This window comes from Streptomyces sp. NBC_01341 (assembly GCF_035946055.1).
Lineage (GTDB): Bacteria > Actinomycetota > Actinomycetes > Streptomycetales > Streptomycetaceae > Streptomyces.
Genome location: NZ_CP108364.1, coordinates 6,950,302 through 6,969,631 on the forward strand (window position 1 = coordinate 6,950,302; position 19,330 = coordinate 6,969,631).

8 protein-coding genes are annotated in these 19,330 nt (G+C 70.7%); 3 read left to right on the forward strand and 5 right to left on the reverse strand.

The features are described from left to right. Positions 1-155: 155 nt before the first annotated feature. Positions 156-2,288 (forward strand): alpha-galactosidase, encoded by a 2,133-nt coding sequence (locus OG206_RS30630; protein ID WP_327121835.1) that lies wholly within the window; start codon positions 156-158, stop codon positions 2,286-2,288. 75 nt (positions 2,289-2,363) lie between these two features. Here the strand turns inward: OG206_RS30630 and OG206_RS30635 are convergent, their stop codons facing one another. Further along, complete coding sequence (locus OG206_RS30635; RefSeq protein WP_327121836.1) at positions 2,364-3,578, reverse strand: glycoside hydrolase family 3 N-terminal domain-containing protein; 1,215 nt, start codon at positions 3,576-3,578, stop codon at positions 2,364-2,366. A 640-nt stretch (positions 3,579-4,218) separates the two neighbouring features. On the opposite strand from OG206_RS30635, the gene OG206_RS30640 reads away from it, so the two are divergent. Both OG206_RS30640 and OG206_RS30645 read left to right on the forward strand, forming a co-directional pair. Further along, positions 4,219-4,767 (forward strand): hypothetical protein, encoded by a 549-nt coding sequence (locus tag OG206_RS30640; RefSeq protein WP_327121837.1) that lies wholly within the window; start codon positions 4,219-4,221, stop codon positions 4,765-4,767. 140 nt (positions 4,768-4,907) lie between these two features. Further along, positions 4,908-5,030, forward strand: a complete 123-nt coding sequence (locus OG206_RS30645; protein WP_327121838.1) for a hypothetical protein — start codon at positions 4,908-4,910, stop codon at positions 5,028-5,030. 44 nt (positions 5,031-5,074) lie between these two features. Here the strand turns inward: OG206_RS30645 and OG206_RS30650 are convergent, their stop codons facing one another. The 4 genes from OG206_RS30650 to OG206_RS30665 all read right to left on the reverse strand — a co-directional run bounded on the left by OG206_RS30650 (position 5,075) and on the right by OG206_RS30665 (position 19,248). After that, entirely contained in the window at positions 5,075-5,614 is a 540-nt protein-coding gene (locus tag OG206_RS30650) for an SMI1/KNR4 family protein (protein ID WP_327121839.1), read from the reverse strand. A 489-nt stretch (positions 5,615-6,103) separates the two neighbouring features. After that, complete coding sequence (locus OG206_RS30655; protein WP_327121840.1) at positions 6,104-7,159, reverse strand: ketoacyl-ACP synthase III family protein; 1,056 nt, start codon at positions 7,157-7,159, stop codon at positions 6,104-6,106. Beyond that, the gene (locus OG206_RS30660) at positions 7,156-13,722 is read right to left on the reverse strand and encodes a polyketide synthase (protein WP_327121841.1); all 6,567 of its coding nucleotides are present in this window, start codon (positions 13,720-13,722) and stop codon (positions 7,156-7,158) included. The genes OG206_RS30655 and OG206_RS30660 overlap by 4 nt, the downstream gene beginning before the upstream one ends. A 165-nt stretch (positions 13,723-13,887) precedes the next feature. Then, positions 13,888-19,248 carry a non-ribosomal peptide synthetase/MFS transporter gene (locus OG206_RS30665; RefSeq protein WP_327121842.1) on the reverse strand — a complete coding sequence of 1,787 codons (5,361 nt, stop codon included), beginning with the start codon at positions 19,246-19,248 and terminating at the stop codon, positions 13,888-13,890. Between the last annotated feature and the right edge of the window lie 82 nt (positions 19,249-19,330).

Consider the following 19,330-nt stretch of genomic DNA (forward strand, 5'->3'; position numbering starts at 1 on the left):
TCCTCTGTCAATAAAAAAAGCAGGACTCCTGCGAAACAGCAGTTGATCACCCCCTTATCGAGCGAAAGTTGCTCGCAAGCAGGCACTTGACAATGGATCGAAGGGCGGATTGGCTACCTGCCGTCACAGTGCTGCCCCCGAACGTGAGGACGTCCATGCCCCAGATCTCCTACGCCCCGGACGTCCGCCTGTGGTTGCTCAACACTCCGCACACCTCGTACGCGGTGCGGATCGACAGCACCGGCGCACCCTGCCACGTGGCCTGGGGCGGCAGGCTGACCCTGGACGAGGCGCGGGAGATCGCTGCCCGGCCACAGGCGCTCGACCGCGAGGTCAGCAGCTTCGAGGGCCGCCCGCCGGTCGGCGAGGAACTGCCCGTCGCCGGCGGTGCCCGCTACGGAGTGCCGTCGCTCCAGGTCCGGTTCGCCGACGGAACACGCGCCGTCGAATGGATGCCGGTCCGTCACGACATCCGCGAAACACCCAATGGCGCAGCGGAGTTGGACCTCGTCTTCCGCGACCGCCACTACGGATTCGGCATCGTGCTGCACTACCGGGTGCACGAGGACAGCGACGTGATCGAGCGCTGGACGTCCCTGCTCAACACCGGGACGGACGACATCGTCCTGCTGCGTGCCGACTCGGCCGCATGGACCCTGCCGCCGCGCTGCGACCACCGGATCAGCCACGTCACCGGCCAGTGGGCGGCGGAGACACAACTCCGCCGCGAGGCACTGCCGTTCGGCGAGACCGTGCTGACCAGCCGGCGCGGGATCTCCAGCCACCACACGAACCCGTGGGTCATGCTGGACGACGGCGACGCGAGCGAGGAGCACGGCGAGGTGTGGAGCGCCGCCCTCGCCTGGAGCGGCAGTTGGCGCATCACCGCGCAACGCACCTCCGACGGCCGGGCGGGCTTCACCGGCGGTGCGGGACATGACTCGACGGCCCTGCGTCTGGCACCCGGCGAGACGCACACCACTCCGTGCTTCGCCGGGCTCCGCACCGAGGGCGGCTTCGGCGCCGCGAGCCGTGCGTGGCACGCCTACACCCGTGCACACGTCGTGCCGCACCCGGACGAGACGCGTCCCGTCCTCTACAACTCCTGGGAAGCCACCGGCTTCGACATCGACGAGAAGCGCCAGATGGCCCTCGCGGCACGAGCCGCCCAGCTGGGGGCCGAGCTGTACGTCATGGACGACGGCTGGTTCGGCGCCCGGCGCAGCGACCGGGCCGGCCTCGGCGACTGGACCCCGTCCCCGGACCGGTTTCCGCACGGCCTCGGCCCGTTGGTCGACGAGGTGCACCGTCTCGGCATGCTCTTCGGCCTCTGGGTCGAACCGGAGATGGTCAACGCCGACAGCGACCTCTACCGCGCCCATCCCGACTGGGTCCTGCACTTCCCGCACCGCACGCGTACCGAACTGCGCAACCAGCTCGTGCTCAACTTCGCCCGGGACGACGTCGCCGACTGGGCGTACACGTGGCTCACCGCGCTGGTCGCCGACAACGGCATCGACTTCCTCAAGTGGGACATGAACCGGCCGTTCAGCGAGGCGGGCCCGTCCGGCCCCGACGGCGACGACCGCCTGTGGAGCACATACGTCCACAACCTCTACGGCGTCATCGACCGGCTGCGCGCCGACCACCCCCGGCTCCGCATCGAGGCGTGCAGCGGCGGCGGCGGTCGCGTGGACCTCGGGATCCTCTCCCGCACCGATCAGGTGTGGCCCTCGGACAACACCGACGCGGCCGACCGCATCGCGATCCAGCACGGCTACGGCCAGCTCTACCCCGCGTCGACGATGGCCGCGTGGGTCACCGACGTACCCAATGAACTCACGGCACGCACGGTGCCGCTGGCCTTCCGGTTCCACGTGGCGACGGCCGGGCTCCTGGCCGTCGGCGGTGACCTCACCCGCTGGTCGGACGAGGAGATCGCCGAGGGTGCCGCATTGGTCGGAGCCTACAAGCGGGTCCGTCATCTGGTGCAGCACGGCGTCCAGCACAGGCTGCGTGGTCCCGTCGACGACGGGCCCACGGTCGTGCAGTACACCTCGCCCGACCGTGCGGAGGCCCTGGTGCTCGCCTGGCAGCGGGCGCCGCGCCGGGGGCGGCCGGAGTTCCCCGTACATCTCGCCGGTCTCGACCCGGCGGCGGTCTACCGGGACGTGGCGACCGGCGTGACGCACCACGCGACGGTGCTGATGGAGCACGGGCTGCCGCTCGAACTGCCGGCGGGGGACTGGGCGAGCACGGCGATCCACCTGATGCGCGTGTCCCTCTGACGCGGCCGGCGGTGACACCGCACGCCGCGGCGTGCGGTGTCACTCCTGGCGGCCGGGGTCGAGGTCACCCGGAGCTCAGCTGCAGCGCAGCACGCCGGCTTTCTGCTTCGCGGCGAGAATTCGATGGACGCTCTTGTCCACCTTGGCGCGGAAGGCCGCGTCCGCGGCCATCCGGGTCTGCACGGCCTTGGCCATGGCCGGCACCAGGTTCGGCTCGACGGTCAGGACCTGGTCGCCGCCGGCGGACAGGAACTTCACGGCGCGGTCAGCGGGCGGTACGGACTTGACCGCCACCGCGTTGCCGAGGTCGTCCGAGATCACGACTCCGGTGAAGCCGAGGGACTTGCGCAGCATCTCCTGAATCACCGTGGGGGAGAACACCGCCCTGTGCTTCGGGTCGATCTTGCTGTACGTGGCAAGCGAGATCATGACGAACGGGGCATGCGCCTTGATCCCCGAACGGAACGGCGCGATGCTCGCGCTGTTCCTGGTGGTCACCGAGTCCACCACCTTCGCCGTGGTGTCGGTGTTGCCGCGGACGTACCCCAGTCCCGGGAAGTGCTTGAGCGTGGCCAGCACGTCGGCCTGAGCGAAGCCCTCGGCGAAGGCGGTGCTGTGGGGGGCGACGGTCGCGGCGGAGTGACCGTACTCGCGGTCGTACCTGCCGATCGGAGCGTTGTTCTTGCCCAGGCTGGACGGCACCACATCGGCGACGGGTGCGAGGTTCAGGTTCACGCCTGCGGCCTTGAGCTGCTTCGCCCAGGTGGCGGCCGAACCGCGGAGTTTCGATGTGGACCAGGTTCCCTGCGTGAGTCCGCTCGGTATGGTCGAGAACCCCGGGCCGGACAGCACCTGGACCTGGCCCCCCTCCTGATCGGTGGAGACCAGCAGGCCCACCCGATGTCCGCCGGCGGTGTCGGCCTTCGCCTGAAGACTGTCGGCCAGGGACTTGGTCGCCTTGGTGCCGGACTTGCTGCGTCCGGCCAGGAACACAGCCCCGACGTGATATTTGCGCAGTACCGCGATTCGCTTCTGATCAGGCTTCGAGGCGTTGACGCCCCCCATGAAGAGCTGGCCGACGCGTTGTGGCCCGCTCATCGCTGCGAAGACCGTGTCGACGCACGTCGCGGCCTGCGGAGCCCTGCGTGCCGACGCGGCATCCGTCGGCATGGCCTGTGAGGTGTGAGCGACGCCGAGGCCTGCCGCCACCAGCGAGAACGTCAGAAGCGGGACGGGCCAGACGGCCCGCCGCACCCTCGAGCCACGAGACAGTGCCGGACGCAAAGTCATACGGAACCCCTTCCGGAACCGACCCCGGGCCGGGCACTGCTTGCTCGGCCGTCGATGACGGTCACCTCATCATTTAACCCGCTTACGTCGGGCGTCGCTCGCCCCGCACGTGCGAGCGGCACACGGCGTGGCTGCCCCCCGCCCCCGGCCTCACCCAGGCAGAGCGGCGTGGATGAGCCGGGGCGGTGCGGGCGGCGATGTCTGCCGCTGGAGACGGGCGACGACGTCTTCCGCCTCTTTCCGACTCTTCCGCATGGTGGAATCGTCGGCGCCTGTGCGTGGTCTACCCCGAATCTCGCCGCTGACCTGCGAAAAGGGTGGGGTGGTCTGCTGTTGCGGCGAGTTCGGGTGGTACGGCTGTGAAGACCGGGTTCGGACGCTCCCAAGGGCGAACGCGTCACATTGTGACGCGAGTCACGGTTGCACGGAGGGTCACGGCCCAGCCGCGCCGAACGGAAGGCATATCGGGCAAACTCTTCGCAGGTACTTGACGGTGAACGCGTCTTCAACAGTTTGTGACACACGGTCAGGGAGGCCTAGGTATGGACCACTTGCCTGTGAAGAACCGAAATGGCTAACGTCACCCCGCCTTCACTCCGCACCTGGAGGGAGGGACAGCTTTCATCCACGGGGGAGAATCATGCTTTCTGTTCGTTTCCAGCTGGTGCGTGCGTGCGTGGCCGTGACGGCACTGGCCGCCGTCGGTGTCTCCGCGCCCGCGGCCACCGCAGCCGAAGCCGCTCCGGCGGTCTCGGCCAAGGCAGGCGCGCCTGCCCGTGCCTTCGCAGCCGCCAACGAGGCGTCCGTCCTCGCCTCGGCGACCGTTTGCGGCGACGGCTACGAGTTCGTGGACGCCAAGGCGCTCCCGAACGCCGACAAGCGTTACGGCACCCTGTTCTTCTACATGAAGGGCAACAGCGCCTGCGCGATCCTGGACAACAACACTCCCGGCGGCGCCAACTTCATGGATCTGCGGATGTACCCCGGGGACACCCCGAGCGCGGGCGAGCGCGACAGTGGGAACTTCTCCTCGTACGCGGGTCCAGTGCGCAGCAGCACGCAGGCCGCCGGCGGCCGGTGCGTCACCATCACCGCACTCATGAAGAACGAGGCCGGCACGTCGAATCTCATCAACTGGAAGGGCGGTTACGTCTTCGCCGTGGACACGCCTTCCTCGCCTTGCGCCTGATCATCACGCCGACGCGCGATGCCGCCTGCGTGGCACCGCCGCGTGACATGAGCCGATGAGCTGCCGACGACTCCATGACGCTCCACCTGCGTCCAAACGCGACGGCGCCGACGTGGAAGGAGCCCTGCGGCCGGTCCTCGATGTCGAACTGGCAGAACACCCAGTCGATGCGCCCCTTCGGTGACTTCATCAAGGAACAACGTCTGATGGAGGACGACGGCTACTGGGTCGACCTCGACGGATTCACTCCGCCGGCACCGTAAGTCCACGGTGAGAAGTGCCCCCCGATCCGATCGGGGGGCACTTCTCACATCCAGACGAGTCGCCCGTCGGCCACTGAGCAGATCGGATGGTCACCGGCGGCGATCTTGGTCAGCGTATGTGCCACGGAGTCGAAGAAGTCGGCCAGTGACTCGTACTCGCCCGTGGAGGTGATCTCACCCACGCGCCAACTGCCGACTCGTCCGTCTCGCACGTCGACGAAATTTCCCGCCCAGCCGTCCTGGTCCGACAGGAAGGGGACCCACTCATTGCGCCAGAACGGATTCTCCCGCTGATCCGGAGGATTGATCCCGCCGGGCATCGCGTGATTGCCGTAGAGCTGCTCCATCGACCGGATCCCCAGAAAGAAGTGGGATTCGTCCGGGAAGCCGGGGAATCCGGAACACGCGACATCTTCGTCGAAGTCTTCCTCGTCGGGATCCAGGTTGTTGAGGAGCAGCCAGGCGCGCAGCTCCTGAGGGAGGCTGATGTTCATCCGTCGCTCAGCGGATTCAAGCGTCGACTCCGCGGCCGGCCCAGGCAGATCGGCGTAGTCGGCCGGCGCGTGTTCCCGCAGAAGTCTCATGACGCGAGACCAACTCTCCTCCGCCCTCACGTACACCTACCTCCCTCTTCCTGCCCTGCTCTCCGCGTCCCGGTGACGGGCAACCAGGACGCCGGAATCATACGCGTGACCGGGCGCAGTGCGAGCTGGAAGCCGCTCGGCCGGGCTGCAGCCGGGACGCGGAAAGCAGAGACACCGCCGCGTGCGGCTCGGCCCGCCGAGCGCGGGAAGAGGTCGGCACAGCTGTGCCCACCAGCCGACGCAACAGCTCGGAATACGGGCTCAGGCCGGCGCGCGCGGCCGGGTACGGACGCGGGCGAAGTACTCCAGACGGGGCGCGCACCCGTCTCACCATGCGGCCTCGGACCGGCGCACATACTGTTCGGCTACGAGTTTGGAGCTGCGCCGCCTCGTCGGTGACGACGCGAGCGGACGGCATGGTGCTGCCCACCGGCACGACAGGCCCTACGCTCGGCGGCGCCGACCAGGACCTGCGGCATTCGGTGCCGCTCAGGTCCCTTCCCTGGCCCAGGCCGGAAGGTGATCGATGCGGACCACCGCGCAGGAGATCGACACACCGGCTCCGTGGGCCACCATCAGGACGTGGTCTCCAGGGGCCACTTGTCCGGTCTCGACGAGGTGGTTGAGCCCCACTACCTGGTCGTTGACCGTCATGTGTCCGACGCCCCGACCGAATTCGAACAGTCCCTGCTCCGGGCTGAGGCCCAGAGGGTCGAGGATGCCCTTGAGGTAGCTTTTCCGGCCGGTGAAGATGTGAGCCACACGGGTGATGTCGTCGACGTCCAGATCGGCCTCGGCGATCGTGCGCAGGGCGAGTTCGGTGCGCAGTTCACCTTGCCGGCGCACCGCTTCGGCGACCGACTCTTCCGTGGCCCGGTCGGCCTCCGGCCGGTCGCCGACGTGTGTGGTCGCAAGGGCGGCGGTCGCGGTCGCACCGACGTTCACGGGCGGGAACTCCTCCTCGCGGAACTGCTCCTCCACCTCGGCCGTGGATCCGCTGTTGATCGACAGGATGCCGGCGAATCCGGGCTGCTTGGTGAGCAGGACGGCGCTTCCCGCGTCGGCGAGGAGGCCGTTCTCGAGCGACGCCCAGCGGTTGAAGTGCGGCGAGCCCAGATTGTCGGCGCCCGTGACGAGAGCGGCTTTGCGTTCGGGGACGGCCTGGAGATAGCAGGCGGCGAGCTCGATCGATCCGAGCAGTCCGTTGCACCCCTGCGAGACCTGGTAGGCGGGAATGTCGCGGTCCGTGAGGTGGCGCAGAATGTAGTGCTGCGCCGACCACGCTCCGGGCCCCTGCCTGTGCAAGCAGGCATGGATGTGAAGGTCGAGATCGTGAGGGTGGAGGCCGGCGCGCTCACTGGCCTGACGGGCTGCCCGCACAGCCATGTCCGGTGCCGTCATGTCGCCTGCGACGGCAGCGCCGGTCCATCCCTGGTGCTCGTGGTCATCGGCGTCGTACAGGCCCGACTCCACCGCCTTGCCGGCGTCGAGGATGTCAGGGACATAAGCGCCGAGGCCGGCGATGTACAGGTCCGGGGTCTTCACTTCGAGGACGCTCCTTCCGACGCCGCGTCGGTCGTCATGGGGGCCTTGGCGTCGGCGACGGCCCTGGCGAGTGAGTCGATGGAGCTGTCCCGGAGGATCTCGATCATCGGTAGTTTGACCTGGAACTTCCGGTCGATGCTGTTCCTCAGCTGAACCGCCGTCATGGAGTCCATTCCCATCTTGTTCAGGGGCCGGGCCGCGTGCACCCGCGCCGGCTTCAGGCCGAGAATCTCTGCGGCCGCCTCCTTCAGCGCCTCGACCACCTTCGGATCCGGCGCTGTCCGTCCCCCGTGGGCGGAGTTCGCCGCGTTCGCGGGCACCGCAGTGGCGGGCTCGGCATCGACCGGTCCCGTAGCCGCGGGATCCTCCGGCCGGCCGGGCCGCGTCGTCCGCGGGGCACGGCTCTGCGGTGGCGCCGGATCGTCCGGAACAGGCGTCGCGGCGCGGCCACCGACGGCGGACAGCTCCCTGAGCAGCGGGACCCGGGCCGCACCCGGGTAGGCGAGCCCCCATGCCTGCCAGTCGGCGCGCAGGACGACGGTGTGAGAGGAGCCTTCGCTGAGAATGCCGTCCAGGAGGGTGAGCCCTTCGCGGGGTGAGAAGCTCGCCATGCCTTGCGGGACAAGGCCGCGGTCGCCTTCCGCCTCCCTGCGGGCGACCATGCCGACACCGCCCCAGTACCCCCAGTTGACCGAGGTGGCCGGGGTTCCTCCGGCGAGGCGGTGGTGGGCGAGGGCGTCGAGGAACGCGTTTCCGGCCGCGTAACCGCCGAGGAAGGGCGCGGACAGGATGGAGTAGCACGACGAGAACAGGACGAACATGTCCAGGGGTACGTCGCGGACCAGCCGGTGGAGGTTCCAGGCGCCCGAGACCTTGGCCCTCAAGTGGTCGGTGAGCTGCCGGGCCGTCATGTCGCGTATCAGGACGCCGTCGAGAGTGCCGGCTGCGTGGAATACCCCTCGCAGCGGGGCCTTGCCCTGACGGCCTCGCTCGTGGAGAAGGGCGCGCATGGCCTGGTGGTCCGCCGCGTCGACCGCTGCGTACTGGACATCGACGCCTCGCCGGGCGAGATCGCGCAGCACCGCCAGTTGCGTGGCCCGTGGGTGGCCGGGAGCAGCGGTCGCGGGGTCGGGCAGCGGGGTCCGGCCGGTCAGCAGGAGGGTACGGGCACCCCGGTCGACGAGCCACGACGCCACCTGCGCCCCGATGCCGCCGGTGCCGCCGGTGATGAGGTAGGTGCCGACGGGGTGCACCCGCGCTGCAGGCTCCACGGGCTTCCGGCTGGGCTGCGGGGTGGGAAGCACATCGTCGGTGAAGGCAAGGACGATCTCGCCGACATGCCGCTGCCCGGCTGCCGACCGCAGTGCCTCCCCGGCTCGGGCAGCGCTGAACTCTTGGTGGGGCAGGGGTGCGAGCGCTCCGTTGGCGACGAGGCCGGCCGTCGCCCGCAGCACGGCGCCGGCCTGGTACGGGCGGTGCTTGATCATGTGAGCGGCATCGATCGCGTGGAAGGAGATGTTGGGTGCGAGGAGCCCTCGGTTCAGGGGGGCGACCCCGGCCGTGTCGGGCGCGGCGAGGTCCAGGTAGTGGCCGTAGGGCGCCAGGAGGGAGAGGCCGGCGGTTGCGGCCACGCCCGTGAGGGTGTTCACGACCGCGTCGAATCCGGTACGCCCGGTGGCCGTGACATGGACGTCGGCGCCCAGCCAGCGGGCGACGTTGACGGCGGCCGGGCTGGTTCCCCCGGCCGCCGAGTGGACGAGCACACGATCGCCCCTCCCGACGCGGGCACGCTCGTGGAGCGCGTGGTAGGCGCCGAGGTACGCCCCGGGCAGTGCGGCGGCGGCGGCAGGCGTGAGGCCGTCGGGCCTCGGCGCCGTCAGAACGGCCATGGTGACGACGTGCGTGGCCGTCGCGCTCTCGGCGAGGGCGATGACCTGGTCGCCGACAGCCACGTCGTGCACGCCGTCACCGACAGCGATCACGGTCCCCGAGCACGCTGTGCCGAGCGGCTGATCACCCCGTATCGGGTGGGGACCGGCAGCGTCCGGGGTGGGCGGGCTGTGCAGCGCGGCGTGCGAGACACGGATCGTGACCTCGTCCGCGGCGGGCACGGGGATGGCCACCGGCATCAGCTGCGGGTCGTCGACGGAGCCTGACGGCGGGAGGGAGAGGCGCACCGCGGCGACCGGGCTGCCCTCGCCCGCGGACACCCCTCGATGTGGCACCAGGCGGGCGACGTGGCGGGTGCCGTCACGCAATGCGATCTGGTCCTCGTCGTCGGGGGTCAGCAGGGCCGCGACCAGGGCGGCCACGCTCCTGGAGCTGCGGTCCAGGTCGACGAGACGGCTGCGCAGAGCGGGGTGCTCGGCGACGAGCGTACGTCCCAGGCCCCACAGCGGAGCCTGAAACGGAGCGACGAGCCGGTCGTCCGGTGTCACCCGCTGGGCGTTCCGGCTGATCAGCCAGACTCCAGGGGCACCGGGAAGTTCCCGGGTGTCCAGGGCTTGCACGAGATGGATGACGCTGCCACAGGACAGCAGTTGAGCCCGGTCCATCTCCTTTCCGGTCGCTTGCAGCCCCGCTTCCGCGTCCAGGGTCCACATGTGCACGATGCCGCGGAGTCCGCCCCGCCCGGCCACCTCGTCCAGCACCGCGGAGTAGTGCGCCGCGTCACCGGGGTCGATGCGGAGCCGGTTGTCTGCGGCCTGGTACGTGGCTGCGGCAGTGACGACGACCACGTCCTCGCCTTCGGCCGAGAGTCCTCGAACCACGGCTCGGCCGAAGGGCCCGCTGTCCGTGAAGACCAGCCACGTGCCGCGTTGCGGGACCCGCCCGCCGGCGTCCGAGCGCGGCAGCGCCTTCCACCGGACGTCGTACATCCAGCTGTCCGGATCGTCCGTCGGCTGGGGTGTGCGGACCGCGGGCGGGCGGGAAGCGGTTTCGGCCGGGGCAGGGCCGGCGAGGTACTGGAGCCGCGCACCCGTCACTTCGGCCAGGAGCCGTCCGGAGGCGTCGCGTATGCCGAGGTCGGCGGTGACAGAGCCGGCGCGTTGGCTCGGTGCGAGACGGGCATGGCCGAACAGTTCCGTTCCGGGCCGGTCGTAGCATCGGTACTGCTTGATGCCGCCGAGGACGAACACGCCTTCCGGGCCGGCTTCCTGCCGGGGACGGATTGCTGCCATCGCGTGGCAGCCGGCGTCGAGGAGTGCCGGGTGGAAGTGGTGGTGGGCCACAGTGGCCCGCAGCTCTTCGGGGCACTCGACGCGTGCCAGGGCCTCGCCGTCGCGGCACCACAGTTCACTGACGCCTCGGAAGGCGCCCTGCCACTGATTGCCGTGCTCGGCGTGGTGGGCGTAGAACTCGGCGGCGCTTCGGCGTTCGGGGAGGGCGTCCCGGACGGCTGCCAGGTCGACGGGGGCTTCGTCGGCGCCCGCCTGGAGGGCGTACCCCCTGGCTTCGGCGTGCAGCGCCCACGGCGCACGGCCGGTGGAGCTGCTGTGCACCTGGAAGGCCAGTTGCCCCCCGGCGGAGCCGGCACTCACCCGCAGGACGGGAGCCGGGCCCTCCTCGTCGAGACAGAGAGCCTGCTCGAAGTGAACGTCCGCCAGGGCCAGCGGTCCGTCACCGAGGACCTGACGTGTCGCCTCCGTCAGCAACTCCAGGTAGACGGTTCCCGGTACGACGATCGCGTCCTGGACACGGTGGCCGGCCAGATAGGGGTGATGACGGATGTCGAGGGGGCCCTGCCACACGCGGGTGCCGTCGGCGGCCGTCGTCGGCGTTCCCAGCAGAGGATGCCGGGGCGCGGTAGCGGGCAGGCCCTGGGGAGGGACCGGGCCCGCGGAGATCCCCTGCACGGAGTCGGGTTCGGGAAGCCAGTGCCGGGTGCGCTGCCAGGGATAGCCGGGCAGCGGGACGTAGCGGCCGCCGTCGATGACCGCGGCGAGGTCGATCGGCACCCCGGCGGTGTGGAGGGCACCCGCCGCGCTCAGCAGGGCGGTCCGTCCGTCCTCCTCGCGGCGCAGCGACCCCGCCACGATGGTGTCTGCCCTGCCCGCCGTGCGAGCGGTCTCCCTGATGCTGCCGACCAGCACGGGGTGAGGGCCCATCTCAAGGAACACGGTTGTTCCGCAGTCGAGTTGATGACGGACGGCGCCGACGAAGTCGACGGGCTCACGGATGTTGCGGGCCCAGTAACGGGCGTCCATACCGGAGCCGTCGATGACCTCGCCGAGGAGGGTGGAGTGGATGGGGACGGCCGCCGGGCGGGGGTGCACGTCGTTCAGGGCGTCCAGCAGGTCGTCGTGCACAGCGTCCATCTGCGGACTGTGGGAGGCGAAGTCGACCTTGACGAGCCGATGGGGTGTGCCACGGGCGTCGAGTGCCGCGAGGATCTCGGTCAGGACGTCGGCGTCACCGGAAAGCAGCGTGGACGTGGGGCTGTTGGCGGCCGCTACGGCTACGGAGTCCTCATGGCCGGCCAGCGCCTGGGTGGCCTCGGCGGCGGACAGGGCGACCCACGCCATGGCGCCGCGGCCGGACAGGCGCTTGGCGATCCGGCTGCGTCGGCAGATGACGGCCGCGGCGTCTTCGATGCTCAGCGAGCCGGCGATGTACGCTGCCGCCGATTCGCCCATGCTGTGGCCGATGACGACATCGGGCTCGACCCCCCAGGATCGCCACAGCTGTGCCAGGGCGATCTCCATCGACCACAGCACGGGCTGTACGACATCGAGTTCGGCGAGGCGTTCCTCAAGACCGCTGCGGAGCAGTTCGACGACCGACCAGCCGGTCTCCGCCCGCACGGCCGTGTCGCACATCCGCATGGCGCGCGCGAAGGCGGGCGACGTGTCGAGCAGTTCCCGTCCCATGCCCGCCCATTGGGAACCCTGCCCGGGGAAGACGAAGGCCACCCGGGGGCGCCGGCCGGGATCGGTGTACTCCGAGAAGGACAGACCGGGTTCGGGTTCGTCCCGCACGAAGGCGTCCAGTGCGAGCGCGGCCTGATCGAGGGAGTCCACCGGCAGGGCGAGCCGGGCGTCGAGGTGGGAGCGGTGCAACGCCGCGCTGTGGCAGACGTCCCGAAGGGTGGGGAGACCGGTGTCGGCGGCGACCAGGAACCTGGCCACGGACGCCGCCAGCGCCTTGAGCGCCTCGGGGGTCGCGGCGGAGAGGGTGAGCAACTCCGTTCGATCCACTGGCACTTCACCGACGGACCGCGCCGGGGCGGGTACGTACTCTTCCAGGACGACGTGCGCATTGGTGCCGGAAAGCCCGAAGCTGCTGACGCCCGCGAGGGCGGGCCGTCCTGCGTCGGGCAGCGGGGTGTTCCGGGTCGCGATGGTCAGTGGAAGATCCGGCCAGGGCACGGCCGGGTTGGGGGTGTCGAAGTGGAGGCTCGGCGGGACGGCACGCTGTTCGAGGCAGAGCACCGCCTTGATCAGGCCGGCGATTCCCGCCGCAGCCTCGGTGTGCCCGATGTTGGTCTTGACGGATCCCACGAGGACGGGGCGATCTGCGGACCGCCCCCTTCCCAGCACGTGGGCGAGTGAGTCGAGTTCGACCGGATCACCGACGGCGGTCCCGGTGCCGTGCGCCTCCACGTAGTCGACGTCCGCCGGATCGACGCCCGCGTTCGCGTACGCGCGTACGAGCACGTCGCGCTGACCCTCGACCCCGGGAGTGGTCAGGTAACCGCTGGAACGGCCGTCGTTGCCCACGGCTGAGCCGCGCAGGACGGCCCGGACCCGATTGCCGTCGGCCAGCGCCCGTGAGAGCGGCTTGAGGATCACGCTGCCGATCCCGTCGCTGCGGACGAAGCCGTCCCCGGACGCGTCGCCGAACTTGCAGCGGCCGTCCCTGGCGAGCATGCCCGCGCTGGAGTAGCCGATTCCCTCCTCCGGCCGGAGGACGAGATTGACCGCGCCGGCGATGGCCATGCGGCACTCGCCGAGGCGGAGGGCCTGCACGGCGTTGTGCACCGCCACCAGACCCGAGGAGCAGGCCGTGTCGACGGTGAAGCTGGGTCCCCGGAGGTCGAAGGTGTAGGACAGCCGGCCCGAAGTGATGGCGCGGAACGCGGCTCCGGTCATGCCGTACAGGTCGAGCCGGTCACGTGTCCCGTACTGGGTGTGCCAGTAGTCGCCGCCGGTCTGGCCCACGTAGACCCCGGTGTCGGAACCGGCCAGGCCGGAGACCGGTACGCCCGCGTCCTCCAGGGCCTCGTGGGCGACTTCCAGCAGCAGGCGCTGCTGGGGGTCCATTTTCGAGGCTTCCCGCGGGGCGATGCCGAAGAACTCGGCGTCGAAGTCCCCGACGTCCCGGAGGAGACCGCCCCATCTGCTGACGGTACGGCCGGGTGTACGCGGCCGCGGGTCGTACACGGCTTCGACGTCGTAACGGTCGTCGGGAATCTCGGTGATCGCATCGGTGCCACCGCGCAGCAGTGTCCACAGGTCCGGGACCGTGTCGGCACCGGCGAAGCGGCCGGCCATCCCGATGATGGCTATGGGTTCAGCTGGGTCCGTCGCTGATGTGCGACTGGACCGATCGTCCACGGGCACGGGGTCGTCCTGATTCGTGAGTCGGTGGTCGGAGTCAGCCGCGTGGGCCGACTGCCGGGGTGAACGGTGGATGGGCCCGCAGGGGGGCCGCTCGCCTTCCGGGCTGCCGCTTGTTCCGGGCGCGGCCGGGAATCACCGGGTGAGAACGGCAGCTTGCGGGAGACCTCATCCCGTCCGGCGCCAGGCGGCGAGCCGGCGCTCCGCCCGCTCCTGGACAGCGTCGAGATCACGTTCGGTCTCGTGGTCGGGGGTGGCGTCCGGCAGGTCGTCCTCCAGCCGGCGCAGCGGCCGGAAGCACAGACCGAGGGCGCCCCAGACGACGAGGCACACCCCGCTCACGATCAGCAGGAGGGCCGTCCCGCGTCCGGGGCCGCTGCCCAGCACGCTGCCGAGCGTGGTGTGTTCCCGCAGCGCCGGGGCGAACACGTGGTCGGCGAGCGGCCCGGCCGCCAGGAACCCGACGGGCTGGGTGGCGAGCGCGAGCATGACGTTGGTTGCCAGAACCCGGCCCTGCAGTTCCTGTCCCACCTTGACCTGGATGATCGACAGCCAGTGGGCGTTCAGCACGGCCATGGCGCCCATGCGCAGTGTCAGTCCGAGCGCCACGAGGGGCACGGACGCGTGCAGTCCCATGACCACGGTCCCGGCCCCCACTCCGATGGTGGCGCCGATCATGCCGATCGCCCGGCGCCGGGTGCCGCCCCACGGCACCATCAGCAGGCCGCCCAGCACACCGCCCAGGCCGCCCACGGTCGTCACCAGGCCGAGCTGTGGGACACCGGCGAACGACAGGACGAGCGGCTGCACCGCGACGAACACCACCGAGGCGAAGAGGTTCAGTACCGCGGCGAAGCCGGTCAGCAGGAGCAGCGGCCTGCGGTGCGCGATGAAGCGCCAGCCGCCGAGGAGTGCCTGGCCGAAGGACTCGCGCTGTCGGTGGAACATGCGCTCGGGGAAACGGACGGCCAACAGGGACCCGATGCCCGCGGCGAATGCGCACGCGCCGACGGCCGCGACGCCGGTCACGCCCACGGACGCCACGAGCGCAGCACCGAGGAGCGGACCGACGACACCGGCGAAGCCGAGCCCGAGCCCGACGAGGGCGTTGGCCTGCGGCAGATAGGGCTTGGGCACCAGTTGGGCGGTGGCGGCCAGGTACGCGGGCCGGTGGAAGGCGGTCGCGACCCCGGTGACGGCGACGATGACGCACACGGCCGCCAGCGACAGCCGGTGGGTGATGAGCAGCAGGGCCAGAGCAGTCATCGCCAGGCCGCTCGTGCTGTCCGCGGCCAGCATGACGCGGCGGCGGTCAACCCGGTCGGCGACCGTGCCGCCGACCGGTGTGACCAGGAGCGCCGGGAGCGTGGCGAGCATCGTGACGAGCGCCAGGTCGAGGACGCGGCCGCTGCGCTGGTAGGCCCACACGCCCAGGGCGAACATGCTGAGGCTGCCGCCCAGCATGGACAGGAACTGTCCGGCTGCGACGGTGTAGAAGGCCCGCAGCCCCGAGGGCGCCCGGACCGCGGCGACCGGCTCGGGCAGGCGCCCCGCGGTCCAGTCCGTGATCCGTTCCCCGAGCAGGGCCGCGAGGACGGTCGCCTGGTGGCGCAGGAAGTAGTGGCCCGCCTTGGGGATGGTGACGAGTTCGACCCGGTCGGAGACGGCCTCCCATTCGCGGTACCGCTCCTGGTACAGCTCGGTGGAGTGGTCGGCCTCACCCACAGCGCACAGGATCGGTGCCCGTAGGACGGCGTGCGGTTCGGCGAGTTCCCGGGCGTACCACGCCCGCGCCTCGGACGAGTCGTGACGCATCGCACGCAGCGCGGTCTCGGTGGCGGCCTCGTCCATGTCGTCCAGGATTCCGCCGGTCGTGCGGAGGATGTCCCGGTAATGGCGGTTGGAGGCCCACCGCTCCAGCGGCAGGATGCGGTGGGCCCAGGCGACCGCTCGTCCCGGCAGCGGTGCGGACGGGAAGTTGCCCGCCACGACCACGCCGAGCACCCGGCGACCGCCGGCCTCCAGCCTGCGGGCCAGTGCGACGGCGGCGGCCGATCCCACGGAGTGCCCGTAGACGACGACGGGGCCGGTCACCGTCGCCTCGATCTCCTCGGCCAACCGCTCGGTCAGCTCGTCAAGGGTCACGAAGTCCTCCGCGGGCCGGGCCGGATCGTGTCCCGGCAGTTCGGCCGCGAGGAGTGCCAGATCGTCGGGCAGTGCCGCCGCGAGTGGCTGGTAGACGGCCGCCGACCCGCCGCCGTAGGGAATGCAGACCACGGTGGCCACGGCCTCCCGCGATCCGCTCAGGCGGTGGAGCATCCGGCCCTGTCCGGTGTCGGACGCGTCCAGATGTGCCGCCAGTTCACGCACGGTGGGACGGGTGAACATGTCGATCACCCGCAGGCCGGGGTCGCAGGCCCGCACGGCACGGACCGCCGCGAACGAGTCCCCTCCCAGGGCGAAGAAGTCGTCGTCGATCCCGACCTCGGGAAGCCCGAGGATCCGCTCCCACACCCGGGCCAGTCGGCCCTCGGTGGGGGTGCGAGGCAGCACCCCGCCTCCGGACTCCCCGGCCTCGGGCAGCGGCAGGGCCCTTCTGTCGACCTTGCCGTTCGGCGTCAGGGGCATCCGGTCGAGAACGGAGACAGAGCCGGGCACCATGTACTCAGGTAGGCGCTCCCGCAGGTCGGTGCGTACCTGCCGGACATCGAGCCGCTCCCCGGTCTGCGGCACCACCCAGGCCGCGAGTCCCCGGTCCTGCCCCTCGCCGACGGGCAGGACGACCGCTTCGGCGACGCCCGGCAGCCGCCTCAGGGCGTCCGCGACGTCGCCCGGCTCCACCCGGTAGCCGCGCACCTTGACCTGGTCGTCCACGCGTCCGCGGAACTCCACCCAGCCGTCCCGGCGCATCCGCAGGACGTCGCCGGAGCGGTACATGCGCCGTCCCTCCACGGTGATGAACCGCTCGGCGGTGAGCTCGGGCGCCCCGATGTAGCCCCGTGCGACCCCGGGCCCTCCCACCAGCAGTTCTCCCGGGATGCCCGGAGGTACCGGGCGGCCCTCCCGGTCGACCAGAAAGCCGACGGTGTTGGGCACGGGCCGGCCCAGCGGGACGATGTCGGCCCGCAGGTCCTCGGGCACGTCGTCCACGTCGCAGACCGTGCGGACCATGGTCGATTCAGTGTGCCCGTAGTGGTTCTGAACCCGCAGTCCGGGGCGGGCGGCACGGGCGCGCTCGACGATGGACCACGGCAGCGCCTCGCCTGCGAACATCAGCAGCTTCCGGGGCATGACGGCGCCCACGTCGCCGTTGGCCGCAAGCAACTCGAAGTGGCTCGGGACGAGCTTGATGACGTCCATGGGGTTGTCGGCCAGATAGCCGGCGAGCGCCACAGGGTCCATGGCTGTCTCCCGTGCCACGAAGTGGACGGTGCCGCCGGTGGCGAGTGCCGCGTGGAAGCAGGTATGAGCGAAGTCGGCCGCGATCGTGGACATCACGGCGTACGCGCCGCCGCGTACGTCGTCGCCCAGTCGTTGAAGGACACCGTCCAGGTAGTCGGTCACACTGGCGTGCTCGACGGCAACGCCCTTCGGGGTGCCGGTGGAGCCGGAGGTGAAGATGACGTGCAGCAGGTGACGGGGGTCTACCCGGACGTCCGGCCGGTGTTCGGGGCTGTCCTCGAGTACGGCCGGGTCGTCCAGGACGACGACGCGCCGGGCGCCTCCCTCGACGAGCCCGGTGAACTCCCTCACGGTCACGACCGTGCGCACGCCCGCGGTGTCCAGGATCGCGGCGATACGGCTCGCGGGGTGTGTGGCGTCCAGTGGCAGATAGCCGGCACCGGCCTTGAGCACGCCGTGCAGGGCGGCCGGCAGGGCCACGGAGTGCTCCAGCAGGACTCCGACGGGCTCGTCGGGGCGGACACCGGCGGAGATCAGGGCGTGGGCGACGCGGTTGGCCATACGGTCGAGCTCGCCGTAGGAGAGCCTGCCGTCGGGCGCCACGACGGCGAGCGCGTCGGGGGTGCGGTCCGCCCACCGCTCGACGAGCGGGTGCAGGGTGCGTGGGACTTCCTCACGTACCGGGCCGCGCAGCACCGATGCGGCGGTGGACCCCAACTCCGCTGCACCCACCGGGGAATCGAGATCGTCCAGCATCCGGGCCAGCAGGCTCAGGTACCACGAGGCGATGCCCCGCACGGTCTCCTCGTCGAAGAGGTCACGTCGGTAGTTGAGGCTGCCGGAGAAGTCGTCCGGGCTCTCCGCCAGCGTGAGGTGGAGATCGGACTTGGCGGCCGGTACCGGTCTGCTCACCGCGGTCACATCGAGGCCGGGGAAGCCCGGCCCTTCCTCGTCCAGCACGAGAAAGTTCAGCAGCGTCTGCACGACCGGGGCCGACGTCGCACTGCGGTCGGGCCGCAGCCGGGCCACCACCTGCTCGAACGGCACATCGGCATGTGCGAACGCGTCCAGTGCCACCTCTCTGACCCGCGTGAGCAGTTCGGACCCTGTGGGGTCGCCGGAGAGGTCGGTACGCATGACGACGGTGTTGACGAAGCAGCCCACCATGCCGTCGGTACCGGGGTGGCGGCGGCCCGCCTCCACCACGCCCACCGGCACGTCGGTGGTGGCGCACATACGCGACAGCAGTGCCTGCCACGCTGCGAGAAACACCATGAACGGTGTGCAGCCGGTCTGCCCGGCCACCGAACGCACCTGTTCCGCCAGACGGCCGGTCACCGCCAAGGAGACCTCACCGCCCGCGGATCCGGCGACTGCGGGCCGGGGCCGGTCGGTCGGCAGGTCCAGCAGGGGCGCGAGACCGGCCAGCTTCTCCTCCCACCAGTCCACGGTCTCGGGCCGGTCCGGAAGCCCGGCCAGCCATGCGGCGTGGTCCATGTACTGGGCGGGCGGCGGTGGCGTCTCGCCGATCCCGAGTCGTGCCGCGTACAGCGCCGGGAGCTCGGCGCGGACCAACCCCAGAGACCATCCGTCGATGGCTACATGATGGAACGTCAGTGCCAGCACCGACTCGTCGGCGGTCCGGAACAGCGCCGCCCGCATGGGCGGCCGCCGCCTCAGGTCGAAAGGGTGGTCGCATTCAGCGGTGAGCGCCGCCTCCAGTCGCTCCGGCCGGACGTCCCCGGTGGACACCGGCAGATCCGCGGCGCTGCCGACCACGGTGACGGGTTTCCCGTCCCGCTCCTCGATCCGGCTGCGCAGCACCTCGTGGCGTTGCGCGAGGTCCCGGACCGCGCCGAGCAGGGCCGCTTCGTCCACGGGGCCGCTCAGTCGCAGCACGAGGCGGGCATGGAACGCGGAGCCGCTGTTGCCCAGTTCCTCCAGGAACCACAGCCTGGACTGCGCGGCCGAGAGCGGGACCGGTGCGGCGGGCTCGGACCGTCGTGGAATGGTGTCGGCGGGCCGGGCGAGTGCCGCGGCCAGACGCTGTTCCAACAGCTCACGGGGACGTGTCCGTGGATCGGCCGTGTCAGCGCCCGGGGCCGTGCCGAGAATCTCAGTTCCCATTGTGTTCAGTCTCCATCGACGTGCGCGCGGTCGCAGGAGCCCGAAGGAACGGACGACACGTACGCGTGTCCGTACGGGGCCA